At 52.8% G+C, this 20,500-nt stretch carries 15 protein-coding genes and 2 pseudogenes; 5 read left to right on the top strand and 12 right to left on the bottom strand.

What is annotated here, in order from left to right:
- Positions 1-38 precede the first annotated feature (38 nt).
- Both AC1DIG_RS09120 and AC1DIG_RS09115 read left to right on the top strand, forming a co-directional pair.
- On the top strand, positions 39-761 hold the full coding sequence (locus AC1DIG_RS09120; protein WP_477767035.1) for an HAD-IA family hydrolase: 723 nt from the start codon (positions 39-41) through the stop codon (positions 759-761).
- 436 nt (positions 762-1,197) lie between these two features.
- A complete protein-coding gene (locus AC1DIG_RS09115; protein ID WP_477767034.1) occupies positions 1,198-2,538 on the top strand; it encodes an NAD(P)/FAD-dependent oxidoreductase in 1,341 nt (446 codons plus the stop codon).
- A 343-nt stretch (positions 2,539-2,881) separates the two neighbouring features.
- On the opposite strand, the gene AC1DIG_RS09110 is transcribed toward AC1DIG_RS09115, so the two are convergent.
- A complete protein-coding gene (locus AC1DIG_RS09110; RefSeq protein ID WP_477767033.1) occupies positions 2,882-3,247 on the bottom strand; it encodes a histone-like nucleoid-structuring protein, MvaT/MvaU family in 366 nt (121 codons plus the stop codon).
- Positions 3,248-3,784: 537 nt separating this feature from the next.
- On the opposite strand from AC1DIG_RS09110, the gene AC1DIG_RS09105 reads away from it, so the two are divergent.
- Together AC1DIG_RS09105 and AC1DIG_RS09100 are read left to right on the top strand one after the other, a co-directional pair.
- Positions 3,785-5,134, top strand: a complete 1,350-nt coding sequence (locus AC1DIG_RS09105) for a hypothetical protein (protein ID WP_477767032.1) — start codon at positions 3,785-3,787, stop codon at positions 5,132-5,134.
- Positions 5,135-5,140: 6 nt separating this feature from the next.
- Positions 5,141-5,326 (top strand): annotated as a pseudogene (locus tag AC1DIG_RS09100) (hypothetical protein); the annotation flags it as partial.
- Positions 5,327-5,540: 214 nt separating this feature from the next.
- On the opposite strand, the gene AC1DIG_RS09095 reads toward AC1DIG_RS09100, so the two are convergent.
- The 5 genes and pseudogenes from AC1DIG_RS09095 to AC1DIG_RS09075 form a co-directional block, all read right to left on the bottom strand.
- Positions 5,541-7,301 carry a GTPase gene (locus AC1DIG_RS09095; protein WP_477767031.1) on the bottom strand — a complete coding sequence of 587 codons (1,761 nt, stop codon included), beginning with the start codon at positions 7,299-7,301 and terminating at the stop codon, positions 5,541-5,543.
- Positions 7,294-11,145: a GTPase gene (locus AC1DIG_RS09090; RefSeq protein ID WP_477767030.1), complete on the bottom strand. Its 3,852-nt coding sequence runs from the start codon at positions 11,143-11,145 to the stop codon at positions 7,294-7,296. Before AC1DIG_RS09090 ends, AC1DIG_RS09095 begins: the two co-directional genes overlap by 8 nt.
- A gap of 405 nt (positions 11,146-11,550) precedes the next feature.
- Positions 11,551-11,778 (bottom strand): annotated as a pseudogene (locus AC1DIG_RS09085) (methyl-accepting chemotaxis protein); the annotation flags it as partial.
- An 88-nt stretch (positions 11,779-11,866) separates the two neighbouring features.
- Complete coding sequence (locus tag AC1DIG_RS09080) at positions 11,867-13,294, bottom strand: protein kinase domain-containing protein (protein WP_477767029.1); 1,428 nt, start codon at positions 13,292-13,294, stop codon at positions 11,867-11,869.
- Between the two features lie 72 nt (positions 13,295-13,366).
- Positions 13,367-14,563, bottom strand: coding sequence for a hypothetical protein (locus tag AC1DIG_RS09075; protein WP_477767028.1), 1,197 nt, complete (start codon positions 14,561-14,563; stop codon positions 13,367-13,369).
- A 279-nt stretch (positions 14,564-14,842) separates the two neighbouring features.
- Here AC1DIG_RS09075 and AC1DIG_RS09070 point away from each other — a divergent pair, with 279 nt between their 5' ends.
- Positions 14,843-15,610, top strand: a complete 768-nt coding sequence (locus AC1DIG_RS09070) for a hypothetical protein (RefSeq protein ID WP_477767027.1) — start codon at positions 14,843-14,845, stop codon at positions 15,608-15,610.
- Positions 15,611-15,932: 322 nt separating this feature from the next.
- Here the strand turns inward: AC1DIG_RS09070 and AC1DIG_RS09065 are convergent, their stop codons facing one another.
- The 6 genes from AC1DIG_RS09065 to AC1DIG_RS09040 all read right to left on the bottom strand — a co-directional run bounded on the left by AC1DIG_RS09065 (position 15,933) and on the right by AC1DIG_RS09040 (position 20,253).
- Positions 15,933-16,961: a Shedu immune nuclease family protein gene (locus tag AC1DIG_RS09065; RefSeq protein WP_477767026.1), complete on the bottom strand. Its 1,029-nt coding sequence runs from the start codon at positions 16,959-16,961 to the stop codon at positions 15,933-15,935.
- A 136-nt stretch (positions 16,962-17,097) separates the two neighbouring features.
- On the bottom strand, positions 17,098-17,358 hold the full coding sequence (locus AC1DIG_RS09060) for a hypothetical protein (protein ID WP_477767025.1): 261 nt from the start codon (positions 17,356-17,358) through the stop codon (positions 17,098-17,100).
- A 7-nt stretch (positions 17,359-17,365) separates the two neighbouring features.
- On the bottom strand, positions 17,366-17,722 hold the full coding sequence (locus AC1DIG_RS09055) for a metallophosphoesterase family protein (protein ID WP_477767024.1): 357 nt from the start codon (positions 17,720-17,722) through the stop codon (positions 17,366-17,368).
- A gap of 374 nt (positions 17,723-18,096) precedes the next feature.
- Complete coding sequence (locus tag AC1DIG_RS09050; RefSeq protein ID WP_477767023.1) at positions 18,097-18,579, bottom strand: hypothetical protein; 483 nt, start codon at positions 18,577-18,579, stop codon at positions 18,097-18,099.
- Positions 18,580-19,343: 764 nt separating this feature from the next.
- A complete protein-coding gene (locus AC1DIG_RS09045; RefSeq protein ID WP_477767022.1) occupies positions 19,344-19,829 on the bottom strand; it encodes a hypothetical protein in 486 nt (161 codons plus the stop codon).
- A gap of 19 nt (positions 19,830-19,848) precedes the next feature.
- Complete coding sequence (locus tag AC1DIG_RS09040) at positions 19,849-20,253, bottom strand: DUF6957 family protein (RefSeq protein WP_477767021.1); 405 nt, start codon at positions 20,251-20,253, stop codon at positions 19,849-19,851.
- Positions 20,254-20,500 lie beyond the last annotated feature (247 nt).

The raw sequence follows: 20,500 nt of genomic DNA, 5'->3' as shown, positions 1-20,500 counted from the left end.
GTCAATGCACAACCACATACCATGTTGGAAAGACAAAAATGAAACTGAAACAGCATAAAGCCCTGACCTTCGACGTAGTAGGCACCCTAATTGACTTTGAACAGGGTGTAGTGAACTACATCCGCCCTCTTGCTGAGAAAGCTGGCCGAGGCGATCTGACTGATGAGCAGATTCTTCAGAGTTTCGCTGCCGCTGAAACAGCTCTCCATGCCGAAACTCCTGGCGTATCATTCACCACTATGCTCCCCCATATCTATCGCATCATGGCATCCGAATTTGGCTTTTCTAAAGCTGATGCAGATGTTGAGGGTCTTCGTTTGTCCATATCAGACTGGCCGGCTTTCCCGGACTCGATTGATGCGTTAAAACAATTGCGCAAGCATTTCCGTCTGATCGCCGCAAGCAACGCTGACAATTGGTCTGTTCGAGAAATGGCGAAGACCTTGCAGGAACCATTCGACGACATGGTTACAGCGGAGGATGTCGAAAACTGCAAGCCTAATCCGCAGTTCTTTTCGTATCTGCGCGGCACCCAGCGGGTGCTTGGCTATCGCCTCGAAGATTACATGCACGTAGCGCAGAGTCAATTCCACGACATCGGCGTCGCCAAGCAACTCGGGTACGATGTGTGCTGGATTGAGCGCCGTCACGACCAGGAGGGTTTTGGTGGTTCGCCAACACCGAAACACGGCTCAACCAATCCAGACTATCACTTCAGAACCTTGGGCGAGTTTGCTCAAGCTGTTGAGTCGGAGCGATAGGTCATAATTCGTGCTTAAGCAGCAAGTACACGAATTAAAGAGTTGGTTGCTCCTGAACGTTGATTAGGTGCAACCAATATTTATTTTATTAAAACTTTAGAGCATTACTCAGAGAAGTCTCGTCGAGCACTAGCTTCCCTCCCCCCTATCCATATAGACAGCATAAATACAAATCATATATATGAAACTCAAATCGTCGTCATCATGCAGCTTCGCATGCGAAAGATTGCCAAGAAAAAAATAGTTGCTTGCACGATGTGCGTCTACCTCTACGCGGCCTGTCCTACAAACACAACCTTCTCAGCGGCAACATTATCGCGCTTTCAAAGCCCCATAATGGAGCTATTTAAACTGTACTGTTTGCAGGCCTACTAATTAACGTGCGCTCTTTTAGACACAAAGCGAGCAGAAAAATTGCGACAGCAGAGGTTTAATCATGTACACGGCACAGGATTCGACACCTTTCAAACAGAATGCTAATCACCCACCATTTCCTGACATCGCATCGCTTTGGCAGTCCACGGCAAATAACGGCCCCAAACTGCCGACGTTGACGAAAGAGCTACAATACGACGTTGCGATTATTGGGGGCGGCTACACGGGTATGAGCACTGCCCGCTACCTCGCGGCTAAAGGCCTGTCTCCAGTAATCCTAGAGGCAAGCAGGATCGGCTGGGGCGCAAGCGGTCGGAATGGAGGGGTGGTTGAGGGAAAATACAGGGTTTCCTTCTCTGATGTGGCTGACCGCTTCGGTTTGGACACATCACGATGCATGTACAACCTAGCCCACGAGGCCGTTGACCACGTTGCTGAGCTGATTGAGGCCTACTCGATCACCTCCGCAAACTATCAGCAAAACGGGACTATGCGATGCGCACACCACCAGACAGCTTTCGCCTCGTTAGTCGGTGAAGATGAGTGGATACGCAAATTCCTGGGCGATAAAAGTACCCGCGTCATCTCAGCGGAGGAAATGGCTCGCGAGACGGGGTCGAGAGATTTCGTGGGTGGTGTACTCAACAAGCATGGAGGCACGATCCATCCACTTAACTTTGCGCGAGGTATTGCTGCTGGTCTTATTGAAAGTGGTGTCGACATCTTCGAAGAGTCTCCAGTCGTGAATTTCCACACGCACAACAATGGCGTGAAAGTAATTACGTCTGGTGGCGTTATCAACGCTTCACAGGTTGTCATTGCAACCGATGCATACACCGACATCACCAAGGCGACAAGCGCGGTGACTAAAACGATTGTGCCTTTTAGGTCTGCCATTATCGCTACAGAACCTCTTGATGAGGTGGGAATGGAGACGCCCATCTTTGACGGTCGAAGCTACAGCGAAACGCGCCGGATGATGCGTTGGTTTCGTAGAAGCGGTAATCGACTTTTGTATGGCGGTCGTGGGGCATTCGGGAAGACTGACTCTGAAGCGGCATTCCGCGCTTTGGAACTCGCGCTCCACAAACAATTTCCACAGCTGGAAAACGTAAAAATAAGCCATCGCTGGTCTGGCCTTGTAGCACTGACTCTCGATGCAGTTCCCCACCTAGGACGCTTGGACTCAAGAACCACCTATGCGATGGGGTACAACGGTCTCGGTGTTGCCATGTCCTCAAACATGGGAAAATATGTTGCAGAGGTCGTAACAGGTGGCAATCCGTCCCTGGGAATGCTCACAGCGTCTGAACTAAAATCCATCCCTTTCTACTCCCTGCGTGAGCCTGGCGTCAGGATGGTCGCCGGTTGGTATCAGTTGCTTGATCGACTAGGCTACTGAGGCCACCAAAAAAGGGGTTGCCCTGGCAAGCAGAACAGCCCCTCACAATCAATTGCAATCGACAGTCGCAGCTATCGTTTGCCAGCTAGCGACAGCTCCTGCCGCGCCAGTTGGAGGGAGCAAAAGCGGAGATTGCATTGGTGGTGAACGCTTATAACCTCAAGCGAGCGATTAGCGTGCTCGGAGCCCGCCAGTTGATGGCGCTAATGGGCTGAAATACCTTTTTCTTGTCTATCGCTCGCACAAAAACAAACGGCCCGAACAAGTCGGGGCGTTTGTTGGGCTGACCTTCAGTGCGTTTTCACGCAGTCTGAATGGGCCCTTGCTTGTACTCAAACCAAAATCACTTGGTAAGCCAAGACTCGACGGTGTCGGAACCGTACTCAGCTTTCCATTCCTTCAACGTTTTGTGATTGCCGCCTTTGGTTTCGACGACTTCACCCGAATGTGGGTTTTTGTAGATTTTCACTTGGCGTGGCTTACGAGAGCCGGTTTTAGACTCGGTTGCTGGTGCGCGACGACCGGCCTGCGGATCAAGCAGGTTGATCACGTTCTTCAAGCTGTAACCGTACTCTGCAAGCAAAGCGCGGAGCTTGGTCTCAAATTCGATTTCTTTTTTGAGCCCAGCGTCGTCTTTCAGCGCTTCGAGAGCTTGGAGCTGCTCGGCTAGGTGTTTTTCGAGTTGGCGGAATTCTGCAAGCTTAGACATGATAGATCTCTATGTAGTTAGTCTCCTAACAATACACCAAAAGCAGCAATTTGAATTTAGGATAAGTGTCCTGCGTGATCTTTTAACCAATAGTTTGAATCACTGAGGTCGCACATGCTCACCTACTAGGGAGCAGTAAGACGAGAAGCAGAGCTCAGTTAACTTAAACGCTGACATTAGCCAAGAAGCGAGCGTCGTATGAAGCTCCCAACAGCAGGCGGTCACACGGAATCACTTCGCTGTCGAGTAGCTTGCCAACAGATAGTGAAACTCTGGCTCCTCATCTCCCTCCGCATACACCCAATCCGGATCGGTTGCTACGCTCGCCAGGCGCATCGTCCCCCTGCCCTATCGCCCATTGAAGGAATCCAGCACGCCCATAACCTTCTCAGAGAAACCGTCGCATCTTCGCGTAAGCGGCTACTGAACCATATAGGGGTAAGCGCTTCGGAACGGATTCAAAAACAGCTTCAATTGACCAGCATATGGTCATAACCTAGTCTGAAGTGCAGGGTTTAGTTCCTTTCAAGGATGAACATGATCAACTTCAAATGCGATAAGTGCAGCAAGCCGATTCAGGTCTCTAAAGAGATGGCCGGCAAGCAAGGCAAATGTCCACATTGCGCATCGCCGTTGATAGTGCCGGCCCCACTGGTGTTTGATATCAATGAGACGGATATCCCCGATGGTAAGCCGACTTCCTGGGTTGAAGGCCTGGCGAAGGTCGATGTTCCGGTGCAGCTGGCTGACCCTAAACCTGTGCCATTGGCTGATAAGACCAAGTCGTTCATTGGCACATTGCTCTACTGGATCTTCGGCCTGCTTTTCGCTGGTTGGACGCTAACGGTCATCTTCCAGGCCCCTGCAGCTGGTATTCCACCTCTGATCGCGACCATTTTGTTGCTTCCACCGATATGCAACGCGCTCATGACAAGATTTCAGTTTGATCTGCAGCCGTCTGCTCGTGTGATCGGCGCCGTTGCGCTTGGGTTCGCAGGAATACTCCTGTTCGCCAACCATTTAAAGGACGAGCCCAATGCCAAAACAGCGGCGGAAGATGCTGCATCGGCACAGAAAAAGGTCGAGCAGAGGAAGGTTGATGCGGACTATTTGGTTGCAAATAAGCCAGCCATCACTGCCGAGTTTCAACAGTTGCTGGATGCGAAGAAGATCATTGAAGCCAGGAATCTGTTGCAAAAGTACAAGGGCCTGGGTGATGCCGACGTGGACGCCATGTTCGCTAAAGTCGATGCAAAGGTTAAGGACATCGCCAGAGACGAGCAGACCGCCTCTCTAAAGGCCCAACTCGCGCAACTGGGCAAGGACGACTACGCCGGCCAGGAGACAGCCTACAAGGCCCTGCTGGCGCTCTACCCAGGCAACAAGGAGTACACGGACAAGCTCGCGGCGGCTTCTCATGAGATCAAGAAGGCCAGTGAGTTTCAGCAGCGCAGGATGGCCGGAGAGGCTTGGGATTATGAGACCACGCAGGATTCAATGAGCCAGAAACCGGTCACGACAGCCTTCATTAGGTCGACCAACAGATTGTCGTTCGACTTCCCTTACCGCGGAGCGCAACAGGCCACGCTCCAACTGCGCAAGCACCCGCGTTGGGGTCAGGACGTGATTCTCCACATCCAAAAAGGCCAGTTCATCTGCAATTCATATGACGGTTGCGCTGTGTCGGTGCGCTTCGGGAACGGAAAGCCAAAGCGATTCTCTGCCGGCGAGCCGAATGACAACGACAGCACCTACGTTTTCATTAGGGGCTACAACAGCTTCGTCAGCGAACTGCGTAAGGTCGACAAGATCTACATCGAGGCTCAGTTTTACCAGGAAGGCAATCGCACGATGGAGTTTGCGGTAGATGGTCTGGACTGGAAGTGAGGTTAGATGATCGCCCAGCGCGATCTCGTGCCCGAAGGTTCGGCCATCAGTAGAGCGCTGGATTACAGCCTGAAACGCCGGACACTGAATGGGCAATCCGTATGCTTTTTGAAGGACGTGCCCACGCGCCTGCCGACAAAACGAGCGAGTGAGATCGATCAGTTGCTGCCGCATAAGTGGCAACCGCTTTAATCACGCAAGGCGTGATGCCCGGACGCGAACGGTACAACTGGATTCGGCCCCATCAATTCAACGGTGGACTAGCGCCAGTTCAGGCCGAGAAAAAACTAAACGTCGTGTTCGGGATTAGTTGACCACTACACAGGCGCCCTCTGATGAGGGGCGCGTAGTTGCAATTAGGGGCGCTTATCGACAAATCAACCAGGCTCGGAAACGGAGAAGTGGTTTACGCCGCCCCAAGCGGTTCATTTCGAGCCAACAGATCACCAAGCCCTTTCAGGAAATCGTAGGACTGTTGGCGTTGCTCCAACACCTGCTGCTTGCCGTCTAGACACAGCTGCCAGCGCGCTTGCAGCTGTTGGTCAAGGGCAAGGCTCAACTCGCCGTACAATCGCTGCGCTTGAGCACGGATGACGCCAACCTGCTCATCAAGCTGTTGCTGGATCAATTTGCGCTTCGAGATCCCGGCCTCAATTTGCTGCTGGTTTAAATGCTCCTCCAACATATCGCTGCCAACAGATGCCAATTGGTCTACAAGCGGGGCAACCACACTGATCGTTGAAGCCCAGCGAACGTAGCTACTCGCTTTCTCCATCTGTTCTTTGGATTTAAAAATCTTCTTGATCGCCTCCGCCAACGCATCGCCCGTTAGCTTCTCCAGCTCACCCAATTTGTGTTGCGCATCCTGAATCGACATGCCTAAGTCGGTTTCCACCAAGCTCTTGATGGTTTGTCTGATGACCGGCAAGAAACCGAATACCCTCTTACGATTTCGTGTAAACGAGTTGGGCTGCTCGCTCACGCACTGCGAGGCATCAGCTTGGATCCGGGCGCTATCGAGTAACCCTGCAATGTCCAGCTTTACGGCATGCCGCTGTATTTCCAGCTCGAATTCCTGAGCCAAGGTCTGCAGATCAGCACAACTGGCGCTGGCCCACTGATCAATCGTTTCTGACAGCATCACTTCCAGGCGTGCCACCACCCGCGGGATATCCGCGAGCTCCGCTTGACCAGCGGGACGCAGCGCTTCTTCTACACGGCGTTGTAAGTCCATCTCTGAGTGGGCCGTTACACTTGCAAGCCGTTGCCGAAACAGCGCGTAACGTTGCGTATCGTTATCCAGTCGCTCAGCCTCCAGTTGCAACACGCTGTCCCGTGTGCGCACTGCCTCCTCAAGCTCCCGCGTCACGGCATACACAAAGCGTAAGCCGGCCTGCTGCCGTAGACGCAACTTGTCACACTCCAATCCAGCCAGCGTGGCTACCAATGCGGCAATGCCATCCCAAGAGCGGCCAATGTCGTACATGGTGAAATCAGGATCCGGCATGTTGCCGACCATCTGATAAGGGTCGGCCACGACGCAATGCATGCCGGCCATGGCACCTCCAATGCCATCTTTGGATAACATGCTGAGCAGTTCTGCCATTTTCTTGTCGACCAGCGTTGCAAACCCTTCAGGGCTTTCACCAGGGTCGACTCCAGCCTCATCCATGCGTGCAACGACTGCGACCGTGGCCGAAGCAACTGCCCAAGGTGGCAGCTGAGGGTGGAAGAACGTCCCTTTGAGGAGCGCAACATAATCTGTTTGACCAGAGGTCACCAACTGCGGGGGCATCACCCACACATACGCGTCGGCCAACTGCAGCGTTTTGCGGCTAATGGTGTCGTGCTCGTCGTTACCGCTACCCAGTCCTGGTGTGTCGACAAAAACAATAGGGCCCGCCTGGACTTCTCGGCTTTCGAATGTCTCACGACGTGCGCTGATGACAACCCAATCAGGCACTGGGCATTGAGCCTCAACCAGCAAGCGTTTCAAAAGACTACTCTTTCCGGCATCGTAGGCACCGAAGATCACCGTACGAACGGTTGGTATGTCGGAGAATGCTCGCCATTGGTCGCGGTACTGGGTGACGTAATGCAAGGTAGGAGCATACGTCTGCAAATGCTGCCAAAGACTGTCGATCAGTTCTGCTGTCGAGTTACTCAAGTTCGTCCCCACTTTTACCAAGAAGTAACAATGCTTTGCCACATAGCCTACGATAGGCTGCAACCTGCTCCAGCTTCACCTGCACCTTCTCGTTGAGCGCTGCAAGGTCGTTGGCCAACTCGCGGTCAAAAGCCTGGAAGCTTGCCACTAGGTCATCTTTACCACTCATCAGGCCAGGGTTATCGTCCGTCCCTTGGCTTATGATACTGATCAATTGCTCCGCCGACTTTTCGAGCGATTCCGCGAGGTTTTGCCGGGCCCGCTCGCGCTCCGCATTGCGGTGCTCATCAACGAAGACGAAGGCAACATCCACCACGACCCCCACTACTGCGATAACAGCGCCAGCCTTGGCGAAGGTTTTCGCTAATTTCACCGCCCCCCATGGCCGAAACTTAAAGCCAAGAGCTTTGCCCGTGCCATAGACGATCTCTCGCGTGGCCCCGCCCATGGAGCGTCCAACCTTATCGAAGATTTCAAACGCCCATCCCTTGCCTTTGGCATCGTTGAAACTCCCAGTCTTCGGTTGTTCACCTGCAAACGCCTGGCGGAAGGTGACGGAGGCGACGCGACGGGAAATACGCTCGTTTGACCGACGCTGCCAAGCCTCCAGCGCCTCGCTGAACTCCTTTTGCCACTGATCAAGTCCCACAACTAATTCGGGATCTTTCCACCAGCGCTCCAGCTGCTGAACCTTGTTCTTGAGCTTGGCCGGGTCACTTTCGACCAGCACCGCTTGCTTGAGAACCTCAGCCCGATCGCGCACCAAGGTTTGCAGTGTCAGCAAGTAGCGGTCACCTAGTTGCTTGCCCTTGGTAGCGCATTGTCCTACCAGCAGCCTCAATTGCCCCAATTCGTCGCTTTGTCGGCGCTGAAGATTGATATCGTGCCGCATCAAAAGCACCTGCTGCCACAAGCGGTAGATGCCGCTATGCAGGATGGAGCGCGCAGCGCCCGAAGCCGACAACCCCTGTCGTACAGCACGTAGCTCCTCCATGAACGGGGTGAAGCCGTCCCATCCACGGTATGGGTCAAACGCCGAGGCATCAGCATCACTGCGATCTCCCACCAAGCCATAAGGATCGCTGGACATAAAGAATATTTGGTCATCGTCGATTTGAATTGAACGTGCTGCCAGGGCCTGGCGCAGCTCCACACGCTTGCGCTCCACCAATTTTGTAAAGACATCGGGGGACAGCTCTGGGTCGACACCCAACTCGTCCGAGCGGTTGACAATGAAGTAGGTGCTGTCGCGTTTATTGACAATACCCTTGGACAAGTCCCCGGCGATGGCGGTGCGAAGCGGCATGTCATCGCCGAGGATAAGATTGGGTTGCAGCAGGAAAATCACCACACTGGCATCCGCTAGGGCGGCCCAAGCTTCCCGCGTGTGCGCCAGGTGACTACTTTGAAATCCGGGGCTGTCGACCAGAAGAACACCGTCGACATCATAAGTATGCGCTGTGTCAGTCAGAGGCTTTGCCGCCACCTTGAGCGTATCTGGCACGGGTAAGCCGCCATCTAGCAGCAAGCGCTTGATGAAACTCGACTTCCCCGTGTTGTAATCGCCCACGACGTGAATGCGGGATATTCCGACGCCAGCAAACTTGACCAAAGGTTCCAGAGCCTTCTCGGCGCTCTTATTTTGAGCGCAAACATACAGAGCCTCGGCAAGCCATTCCTGAGCTGCATGCAGGGTGACATCATGTGAGAAACGGCCGAGAAATCCACGCATGCCGAGGAATAACTTGTCGAATATGCTCGGGTCATAGGAGCGCGTCGTACCGGAGTTGGTGGCCCCCTGCGCGCTGACCAGACCATCAGTATCTTCAATCCAGTCCTCACCAAGCCAATAAAGCGCCGATGCACTAGCGCGCTGTGCAAAGGCTTGCCGCTCTCGGTGTTGGGCAATTTCCCATACCAACAATTGCGCGTCGCGAAGCGGCTCGAGAGATTGCGATTGTTGAGCAATTGTCGCCTGTACTGTCGCGCATCTTTTAGTGATACGACGCAGTGAAAGCACATTGCGCACCGCTGGCAACAGTAAGTCTTGCGTCGCTTGAAGCTGCACCTTTGCGGATTGGGCCAATACGTCGTGCTTGACGTGACTGTAAGCGCCATAGATCAGCGCGTGCAATGCTGCAGTGACCTGCTGCCGGCCTTCCAAACGGGCCCGCTCCGCCTTTTTTCGCGCAGCACTGCCGCCCCACCCCAGCAATGTCGAAGCAATGCCCCCAAGCAACACGGCACCTGCCGCAACGGCTGCGCTCCAACCGAGCGGGTTCCAGAAGTTAGTGACAACTAAACCTCCAAGGGCGCCCAGGGCGCCTGCAAGAATGCCCCCGCCTTTTATTGCCCAGGCGCTGTATTTCCAGCCATTGCCTGCATCACCATCAATCGAACACCCTTGGATACGGATGGCCAACTCCAACTTCGCGTCGCTGAGCGCTAAGCCGGCGCTGTCGCGCAGAAATGTCAGAGTATCGTTGAATACCGCCTCCGTCTGTTGAGCAATGAGCTCCTCATCGAAACATCGTTCTCGCACTGTCGACTCGGTAAGCGCCTGGTTTCGATCAAAGGCTTCACGGATGCAATCATCCGCCTTTCGTAGCGATGCCTGGCATAGGGTGCCGATTACTGTATCCAGCCTCAATGTAACTTGCTCTGTGTACTGCCCTTCACTCGGTGCCTGAAAACGGCCACCGCGATGGTGCTCCAATGCATCAAGCAGATCCACGCCGTCGACCACCAGACGCTCACGGCGCTCCGATGTATCAGCGGACGGATATCCCACTAACCGCATCATGGGTTCGAGTAACGTACTTTCCAGAGTCTCAGCACCGCTTAGAGCTTCATCACGTACCTCGTCTATCGTATGCGCCAAGCCCGTGAACAAGCCTCGCAATTGATCATTAAGCGAGCCGAGACGCAGTGCTACCGCGCCTTCTGCAATCGCCAGGGTCAGCAAATCTTCGAGGCGAAGGTAATTCGACCACGCCTCCAGCTTTTCACACCCGTATGCCTCCCGCTGCTTGACCAGGCTTTCCAAGTCCGGCCCCTCAAAGGGCAACGTTGCCCGCGCGAACACGGCACGCTTTGAGCTTACCGCCACAACCGGGACGTTATTCAAGCCCAAGCGCGACAGCTCATCACGAATATTGGTGGCATGCTCACTGACCGAGCGTGACAGATTGGCGCGGGCCGTCGCCGCAGGCACGCGACTGGGTATCCGCCAGACAGGATTGCGAGGATTGAGCACGGCGATTACCGGTTTACGGTATTGATTCACCCATGCGGCAAATTTCGCAAACTCGTCAGCCTGCTGGCTTTGGCTGTCAAAACACACCAATACAAAGTCGGCCACCTCGACAGCTTTACGGGCACGGGCTTCAAGATCATCACGAGAGTTGCGACGCCCCCAGCCATTGATACCGGGAGTGTCATAAATACGGCAGGCGCTCCAGGACAGCGGCTCGACATCTGTCGTCCAATCGCTCTCTCCCTGAGAAACTGCCGAACCACTCCCTCGGGTAAAGGCGGTAATCAATGAACTCTTGCCGGCGCCGGTGCGACCGAACAGAACGATATTGAAGGTGCTCAAGGCCGCTCGCTGACGCTCGACGAGATCCAGGATCTCCCGACGCTTTTCAATCAATACGTCGGATAATCGCTGAGCTACCTCCCCCTCAGGCCCAGCGACACGCTGCCTGATGGCAAAGGCCGCTGTCTTGCTCATTTGCGCGAGCACTGAAGCGATACGTTGATTAAGGCGGGCCAGTTCTTCTTGGCTTTGAGCTACCGCATCTGCGGTCGCCTGGGACAACTTGTCATTCACCTGATCGTTCATTCGTCTCATTCAGGATCCGCAGCTCCCGGATTACCGGAATAGCATTTTGGAAATCCGCTAGGTTGAACTTTGAAACCAGCGTCGCCAGGATCTTGAGTGCTTTGGGAACGGGGTGCTTCGGGGGCTGAAACAAGCTGAACGGAATCGTCCATGCGCAACCATCCTTGTCGTGATACCCAAGGGAGTACGGACGAGCGTCCGATCTTGAAAGACCCCGCTTAAGCTAGTGGCGCAATAATAGCGTTTCTTGGGGGAAGAGATAAGGCGTGTTGGCCGGACGTACCCTTACCCAAATTTATCTGAAGTAGAAATAAAACGGGCTACCTCACCCATCAATCAAAAGCCAGACAATGCCTACTGAGTCCTTCCTCTGGGTCAAGCAAACATAGGTCAGACAGGGTCAGGTATTGAGGACACCGTTTCCTGAACCTGTTCACGGCCGCGTTGCGCGGTTTGCTCCGACACTTGGGACGCCTCGCTGGTTTTAACCGCGTTGCGTGCGTCCTCGTCGACGGCCGCCGTCATTTGATTCACAGCCGCCGCAGCCTGTTCGATCTCCAGACCCTGCAACTGCAAACTGCTACTGGTCTGACTACTGACCGCGCTCAGCTCCTCGGATGAACTGGCCACCTGGCTCTCCCCCCCTACTTCGCGCAGATTTGTCGCTAAATCCCATCATGTAAGCGCCCTTTGGCACGACTAGGGTTAGTCACCGTTCCATTCAACGATCCCTATCTGCATTCCGGTGGATGTATGCTCTGAATTCATCAGAGGACATCGTGTTGTGCCGGCCATCGTAGGTATCTGGTACACGGTTGTAGACAGAAGAGGTACTGAAGATCACAAAGCTTCCACCCGATAACCGAGTTACCCGCCTGGCGGCATCGGTCAGAGGTTCGCCCTTTAGCTCATTGTCGAACCAAGCTTGCAGCGGCGCGTATACCCCAGGCAGAACTTCAGTCAGCTCCTCAGAATCCTCTAGGTATCGGGCAGTCTCATTTTCCAACGCTGGATAAACAGGCTTGAGCTCAAGCCTGAAGTAATTCCACTCGGGTTTTCCGGCGTATGACTCGAAAAAGAGGCGCTCAGGACAGCAAATTTCGTACATGCGATCACTCACCTTCAGCTCAATCATGTCCGCCTCTGGGGCAAGGTCTGCTCCCAGGAGCGTCATGCCACCTCCAGTCGGATAAAACATGTGATTCAGCCCTGAATTCGACGCAGCAGCGTTCAACACGGCGCAGATCTGTCGCCGGTCTTCCCACTGAGCCCTGGCCGGCGCCCCCAACGGAAATATCTTTTCAGAAACCTCCCGCCACTCATGCCCATTGCGGGCATCGAAGTCGTCATTGATGTGCATCCATGCTTCGAGCGTCTCAATGAAGTGGTCAAGAGCTGGTCTAGCAGTTGGCTCGTGTTCGGTACAGGCGGTTAAGAGCTCATCCAATGGGGTCAGGTAATAGTCAGACAGGTAGTTACGAAGCCCTACAGAAGTGTGGGCGTCATACTGCCCATCGAATCCGAGACTTTTACCCGTGAGCACCATCCATAGAGATTTTGCTAACGAGTAGATGTCTGCCAGCTTCCCATCGGCTTCGCTTGGCGTCCTTCTCATTTCAGGAGCCATCGTGTATTTCGCACCGACGTCTCGTCGTTCGGGCGTGATTCCTTCCGCATCGGGGATTTTGACGAGGCCAAAGTCCGAAAGGCAGACTTGGCCATCCAAAATAAGGAAGTTGGCAGGCTTGATGTCTCTGTGAGAGATGTCTTGATTGTGCAGCCGACACAACGTTGCTGCCAAACTCTGGAACTCGGAGGCGATTTCGAAAGGCTTTTTCCGCTCGACGTCATCCATGTAAGGAACGGCAATAGGCATTACATACCAAGGCCGCTCTTTTCTGGGATTTTCTGGTATGTAGCTATCGAGTAGAGGCACTATCCCCTCAGGGATGCCGAGTCCTTTCAACACTTCAATTTCTCGACAAAAACGCTGGTACGGCTCATCTGTGCCGCCACGAATGAGGACTTTTATCGCCCGGCTTTCTCCGATCTCATTAATGGCCTCCCATACTTCGCCATTCCCGCCCCTGCCGAGTCGCTGCGTCAGTGTCCATTGGCCAAATGAGGCGCCTTGTTCGAGCTTGCTCAAAACATGTTCCTTTTCGAGTGTTCTTTTGAGTGTGCGTTAGAGAGTACCGCGCAGCAGTGCCGACCGCCCGAATCAGCGAGGCGGAAGCCCAGGGAAGCGAAGTCTGGGATAGATACGGCGCTCAACCGCGCATTCGGAGATTTGCCAGAACGCAGATAATAGCGCTTGCTCTGATGGGCAATGCCGGGTCATGACCGCAAACTCGTTGTAATCGAATGCTAATACGCGAATACCAACTTCATCCATGAAATCCAAGATCAGGGCTCCGTACTCATCGTAGGCGTCGATGAATAGCTCCTTGACGATCACAACGCCCACCAACGGTCGCGCTGCCAAGTCGATAACAAGGGGCTCGCCACTAACAAGCTTCAGTAGAGGATTTCCTTCACGCTTGATCGTCGAGATCGCGCCACGCAACTGCGACAGGCCTTCCTTCAACTGGCTAACGGCTTTTTTCCGCTTCCGTTCCAGCTTTGTGCCCAAAATTGCAGCGGTGTTAGGACTGTCCTTGGCCTGCAGCAGCAAGGTTACCTCGCGGCCCAAAACCACAGCATCCGCCAGCTCTTCGCCGTCGGAAACTTTCAGGGGCCCATGGATGATTTGCTCAGCTGAATAGGCCCACTGGAGCAGATAGATGATATCAATCTCCTGAAGCGGGCCGGGCTCTGGCCGTTCCAACTGAGTGTACGAAAACTTTTTAGAGCCTTGGAATCCTTGACGGGTAAAGTCGGTGATCAGGAAGTCGCTGGGAAACAGATCGTCCAGGAGCCTCACCGTCATGGCGCGGGCGTCATCTTCAGCTGTAGTGACGCTGAACCAGATCTCCGCCTGTGCCATCATCGGATGCCAGTGCTCATTTTCCAGAGGACTGACGAGCCTTGCACGCTCTCGAAGCTCATTGATACAGGCCTGCGCTGAGCAGCTCAGGAGCTCGCGGTTGTGCTCATCGAAGAAGCAGACACTGAAATCATCTGGAAGGCTTTGTAATGCCTGTGTAAGAGGATCCCCGCCCATAAGAGGCGTCTTAATCATCAGCGGGCTATGTGGGTCGTCGAAGCATGTCGTCAACAACGTAAGTCCAGTGACGGCACCCGATTCGTAAGGCGCCAAATAAAGCTTCAGTTCACGTTTCTCACGCGCAGCCAGAATGAACTCTTTTCCAACTTTGACGACAAGCACGGGGCCGTCCGGCCCCTCAACGACCCAAAGGCCACGACAAAGCACGGAAACCTCTCGGAGAGCATCAGGTTTCATGATTGATAGGTACATTTGACTTCCTTTCTTCTGTGCCTGTATTCCGGACGTTTAAGTCGCTTCTCTCCCGTACGCTGTGGCGAAGTTCAGGACTCGTGTGCCCCACTTTGGCCGATCAAATCCGAATGGGGCTTAAAGGACTACTGAGAAGCGAAATGCACTCAACGCTTTCAAGATGTCTCACTGTAGGTCATCTTTATCACCTAGCAGCGCCGTACTCCAGGAATAGGTGCCGCAGGCCAAGCTGCTATTCTCCTTTCAGAAGCCGCCACGTTGCTGGCAATCAGGACATGCATGAGCCTACAGTTGATTTTCACCCTCGAAGCAACCCTTGGAACCCTGGCACGACTATTCGCTGCTGAGGGAGCAGCTCAAGAAGTCGCGGTACTGACTTTCTCTAAACCGGAGGTCGTGGAGTCCCATTACGACAATTGGAACGGGGGCACGACTTACTACTCTCTCATACTGGAGGTACCTTTAAATCTGTACCCGCAGATCGAGCCACGCAAAGCAGAGCTCGAGGCAATACTTTTTAAGAAACTGGAAATTATAGTAAGAAAAAATCCGTCTGATGCCTTTTGCGAAGTGAGAATTTCTCCGGCCGTTGTTGAAGATCCACAGTGGCGAGAAAAGGCGACGGCTTGGCTTTCTGGATCAAAGATATCTAATCAAGGGAGAGTGCGTTCTGATAATGTCGCGCCACTTACAGCGGACGGATTAATCTTCCGGTCACAGCCTGAGATTCATATGTACAAGGCCTTTAAGTCGATGGGCATCTCGTTTGCGCCGCTGCCGGTGTTCATACGGGGTGGATCGAACTACCGAAGAATCGAGCCTGACTTTGTGCTGATCCGTAAAGGCATCATCATGGTTGTTGAGGTTGACGGCGACACGGTTCACCAAGAAACACCTGCAGAGGCCCATGCGAGGACAACCATGCTCTTGCATGAAGGTGTACATTTCGAGCGTCTCCGAGCCAGCGAATGTGCTTCTCCAGAAAAGGCAAAGCAGGCGGCGGAAAAAATCCTACTTGTCTTCGATAAAATCCATTCTGCTAAATGAATTAGGCAATAGCGTTACTGCTCACAGGTTGCTCCTTACCTGCCAAACCTGAACTGTTTCCTGCATGGCAGCCAAACCTTCAGTTAGCTTGTGATCAAGTTCAACCTCTTCTCCCGTTGCTGGAAGATTTGGATCATTAGAAGTATCGCCTGAGCGCCAGGTAAGCAGCCCGTGGCTTCAAGCCGATCCTCCACACGGACGAGCTCCACCGCCGCCCCCCTGATTAGGCTTCTCAAATCTGAGAAACACAATTGACGCCCCCCCCCCAAAAAAACGACCACAACTCCCTTTTAGTCGCCGCCCTCGACCTAACAAAAAGGCACTACACTTGATGGAAGCTAGCAAACTGCTCATAAAGTTCGTCAAATGTAACTATCGATACATGCGAGGCAATAGCCTGACGCTGCACCTCAAAGGCCATAAGCTTCTCCCTATCATCGGATATGCTACTTAGGTCACCGACGATCAAAAAACAGCGAGGAGCAAACACCTCAAAAGGCAATGGTGCCGAACTCCGCTTCTGGTAGAAGTTAACCATCAACTCGTTTCGCTGAATCAACACTTGAGAGATCGCGCCAGAAACTTCGCTTGAGAATGGGTAAGTATCGCGATATTTTCCTCCTAGAAGTTTTGTTTTGGGAGCTTTTATCTCGACCAAGCTGATATTATTAGCCTTATTCAAATAGGCAAAATCAGCACGCTTGCTTCCGGCTCCCTTGACGTCAGTCGTACCTACATGAAATTCGCTCTGCATGAAGACTGCATAACCGCCAAGGAGCCTTTCGAGCACGCCTTTTCTTTTTTCAAGCTCTTCATGCCAGAATCGCTCGCTACCAGCTTCATCAACGCGCTTGGTAACCCAGACATCTAGCGCCAGTGCGATATCCGAAGCATAGATTCCTCGTTGGAGCAAAGGGAGAACATCCCCATTCACGATTACAGAATTAAATTCATCCATAGCTTCCAAAACAAATTCGGCAAATTCGACTGCAAATTCATCTGGTTCATCTTCATCAATATACTGGATCAGCTCGTTGAGCTTTTTCTTAGCGCGTAAAGCTACATCCATAAAAAACTTAAATCCTGGAGCAAGCTCTAGCTGTTTAGCGAAATTCTCTCGTGAGCGATCAGCGCCTAAAATTTCCGCAAGCCTTTCATCGATCTTTTTCTGTACGATTTCCAGCAAATGTTCCGCACTATCTTTAGGGTCTAGAGCGAAATCTGAGTGACTGAGTTTGAAGCTCAGAGCAATCGCCAACCTGTCATAATCTTCGGGTCTAGCTTTCCGCATGTCTTGCGCCAACTGTATTGAGCCCCAAAGCTCCTCGAATCTTTCATCACTCATCTCCATCTACAGCTAGCCCCTTGGTATCTCTCTATCCATCTTTAGCCGAAAATAGCCCACCTACAGCTGTTCGAGCAATTAAAACATCGCGTTCATGCTCGCGACGAAGGATGTGGCCGTGGTGTAGAGCTGCCGTGGCCTTTCATGAGGGCGGAGTGTGGCCATACACCCACAGTTCAGCCTTCCCCAACAGATCCGACCAGTCGTTCGCATAAGCAACCGCTAGGTGGCCCGGATGATCATCAGATAGATAGTCCATGGCCGGCGCGTGATGCGTGATCACAACGGTTTTACCATCGAAAGGCGTAGCTAATTCCTGAGCTAGCCAGTTGTTAGCTGCCTTTGATTTGGCAATCAGATCAGCAGGACGCAATCGTCGATAGCTGGCGTCAGTTCTGATCACGCGGAAGTCATTCCCATGCGGTGCGAATCGCCACCTCTGCATCGCCAGTCGATGTGTAATCCGTCCAACCCGTAGTAACTAGAAAACGAATTTCACCCAGAATCAGCACCTCATTTTCCAGTACATGCACATGAGGTAAAGCTGCACCCTTCATCTTGCGCAATGTTTGATCGATGTGACCACCGTAGTACTCGTGATCTCCGCACACATAGATCACCGGGCACTGGAATGTCTCGTTGGCCCATTTCACACCTCTCGATTTCAGATCGATGTCACCGGCGAGAATGAGGACGTCAGCGTCGCGTGGCGCAGGGTCGAATCGAGAAAATTCGGTGTGTAGATCTGAATAGATTTGAAGCTTCATTGGATTACCCGCCCTAAGCAGTGCTCCGCGAATTCTGAAACCGTTGCATGACGCACACTGATCAAGGAAGACTTTCGATTCCCAATTCCGCAACCTGCGATCGCCTCTTCGCGCCAGCGCCTAGCCGTATCATATTCAGTGTTTGGTAGGTCTGACCGCACCCAAAGGCCAGGGGTTTTCGACAATATCAATCGCCATCGTCAGCTCAAGCTGCATATGCTCAAAAACTGTATCGAGGTTCGGAGACCTCCCGAATCGCGCAAGGCACTGACCACCTGCAGTAACTCTCGGCCCTGCGCGACCGGCATTTGAACATCGCAGTACACTGTGTCGTCGTCACCCTTGGCCATCACCAATCCTCCACATATGATGGGCTACGAAGCTGATACCAAGCCCTGATAGAGCAATGCAAGTATCCGTGCGTCCCACAGGGCATGATGCGGCAGATCTGGGAGCTCTACATCTTGCAGCGCGTCGGTGCTCACCTTGCTGAATAGCGCGATGAGGTTGGTCGGCCGGTTAATGACATGAGTTGGCCATCGGTGGCCCACATATGCCAAATTGCAGAAAAAATTCCAGTCCCAGTCCGGGGCGTCCGTACATATTTCGAGTATTTCATCGAAGCGCGCGAGGTAGCCGCTGAAGGATGCTTGAGCTTCCACCAAGGTTTGACCGTAAACCGATGGATTGAGCTGTGGGAGTACGTGCTCGATGACAAACGCACTGCAGTCAGTGACGTCATAGGTATCCAAAAGCTCGACGTAAAACTCTTGGCCTGATTCAGCCACCAACGCCATAGAAATGAGCTTGGTGTCTTTGTTGAGCTGAGAAAACTCGCAGTCCAGAAAGAGCTTCAACCTCGACGCTCATTCATCAGAATCGACCTTCTGTCTCACATCGAACCCATTGAACTCGCCGAGGTGAATATTTCGGCACGGCGTTAATTCTATGTACCGGCGTGCGATTAGGTAATCATGGAAATTAGACAGCAGGGAATATTCGTCCGCAGCCTCAGAGGTCTGACTTTTGTATACCTCAATCGCCTCTAAAAGGTCGAAATCTTGAAGAGCTCTAAATGGGCCGTCACGATTGTATGACGCAAAAATGCCGTACGATAAGCTGAGTGGCTCTCCTTTGCGAATGAGTAATTTCACCTTCTACCCCCGTAAATTTCGCGGATCATCCGATAGACGCCCCTAGAGGCTGGCAGCCTTCTTGAGCGTCGTTCGTAGTGAGAGCTCGTCTAGTGAAAACTATATTCAGCTCGCCGTAGAAAGTTTCTAAAACTAGCTCTGCCGTTATCTCGCTTGAAAGAAGCAACGACGTATCGGGAATTCTGAGTGGTTAGCACCCAGTACCGCCCTTCCTTTTGCGCTTGACGGATATCGCTGGTGCGCAAAAGGTGTTCGTCTGCGTAGCGCCCATGAGGGCCTTGATTCACGTGACCATAAACGATACCCACCGCTGAGTTTGCGTAAATGAAAACGTCACTCAAGAAGGCGGTTATGGGCTCATTATATGAATGCTTACGCGCTCGAATAATTCGCAAAATATGAAAGTCGGTCAAGCGTTTGGAGTGGAGTTCGAGCTCTGTGTCATTTGGCATCGTCTCAATCTCGATTCAGTAGACTTTTTTGACTTCGACCAGGGATTCGGCACAGAACATTGGATCGTGTACGTCGGCGTACACCACACCACTGGCTATTTCTAGCAGACATACCTGAACGCCATTTTTATCCAAACCAGTCGACAAGCTAACAAGCTTGTCCATGCGCCAACCGTCAGTTTTGTTGATCCACGCGGGAGTGACCACCTGGACTTGCGTTAAGACGGCATCAGAACCACAGCTCTTGAGTACCTGCTCAAATGCGTGCTCATCACCCGCCATTGCGACGATAGGGGTCATCCGGTCGCCGTTTCTAATTTTCAGATCCACGTGATACCAGTGTGTCGGAAGTAACCGACTGACCTTGTACCAATGTGAATGACCTTCTCCAAACATTCCCTCGTACCCCGCCCGATCAACAATATGTGTTCCGAACGTTCCTTCGTCCTCTGCATGATCCCCAATATCTGTTCCAAACATCTCAACCTCAGCTTCAATCAATTCGTGAACCGATTTCTCACTAGAAAAAAGAAAGAACCGTCTTGAGACTTGCTACCTTTCCGTGACCAGGCCCCATCAACACATAGATCGTATTCCGCGTTTCAAAGAAAAACCCTTCCTCGAACGAAACTGCAAAAGTGGAGCGCACCCAATCACCGACGTCGAACCTTCTCTCGCTGTCGAAGACGACGTTTCGAGCAAAAACGATGAGGGGTTGCTGACCTTCGTCGTTAATTTTTTTGAGCTCGTCTTCAGTGACATCCACTCGAAAAATCGTCCAATCCTCGACCAAGCAATAGGGCTTGTACGGATAGAGAGCTTGCACGAGCCCTTTGAGAATCTCGTAGGAGCCCATCGATCCATTGCGGGGCTCGCCAGGGCCGGTGAGTAGCTCGTCAGCCCCTTCGTTTTCATCTGTGCTCAATCTCAAAATCTCCGTCAATCCAGCTAATGTGTTCAGTGCGCGCTCCCTTCATAGGTCGCACAACCGGAAGCCGAACCCTCCTCGAACCAAGGTGATGGCTGATCTCGGTCTGCGCTCGCCCGATCTCGGTGCTCGAGGTATCTAAAGCAACTCTGTATCTGGGGTGCCCACAGGTACATCGGTTTTAGTGCTACTAGAGAAAGCCTTGCTGGCGCCCTACTACCTTCAAACCGAGGCATCTGGCCCA

The organism is Pseudomonas sp. 05N431 (assembly GCF_056397005.1).
This window is presented reverse-complemented; position numbering and strand designations above follow the sequence as displayed.

Bases quoted from the DNA above. Each gene is read 5' to 3' on its own strand.
- AC1DIG_RS09055 (WP_477767024.1), bottom strand. From the start codon at position 17,722: ATGAAGCTTCAAATCTATTCAGATCTACACACCGAATTTTCTCGATTC.
- AC1DIG_RS09115 (WP_477767034.1), top strand. From the start codon at position 1,198: ATGTACACGGCACAGGATTCGACACCTTTCAAACAGAATGCTAATCAC.
- AC1DIG_RS09120 (WP_477767035.1), top strand. From the start codon at position 39: ATGAAACTGAAACAGCATAAAGCCCTGACCTTCGACGTAGTAGGCACC.
- AC1DIG_RS09090 (WP_477767030.1), bottom strand. From the start codon at position 11,145: ATGAACGATCAGGTGAATGACAAGTTGTCCCAGGCGACCGCAGATGCG.
- AC1DIG_RS09065 (WP_477767026.1), bottom strand. From the start codon at position 16,961: ATGGAGATGAGTGATGAAAGATTCGAGGAGCTTTGGGGCTCAATACAG.
- AC1DIG_RS09070 (WP_477767027.1), top strand. From the start codon at position 14,843: ATGAGCCTACAGTTGATTTTCACCCTCGAAGCAACCCTTGGAACCCTG.
- AC1DIG_RS09110 (WP_477767033.1), bottom strand. From the start codon at position 3,247: ATGTCTAAGCTTGCAGAATTCCGCCAACTCGAAAAACACCTAGCCGAG.
- AC1DIG_RS09075 (WP_477767028.1), bottom strand. From the start codon at position 14,563: ATGTACCTATCAATCATGAAACCTGATGCTCTCCGAGAGGTTTCCGTG.
- AC1DIG_RS09105 (WP_477767032.1), top strand. From the start codon at position 3,785: ATGATCAACTTCAAATGCGATAAGTGCAGCAAGCCGATTCAGGTCTCT.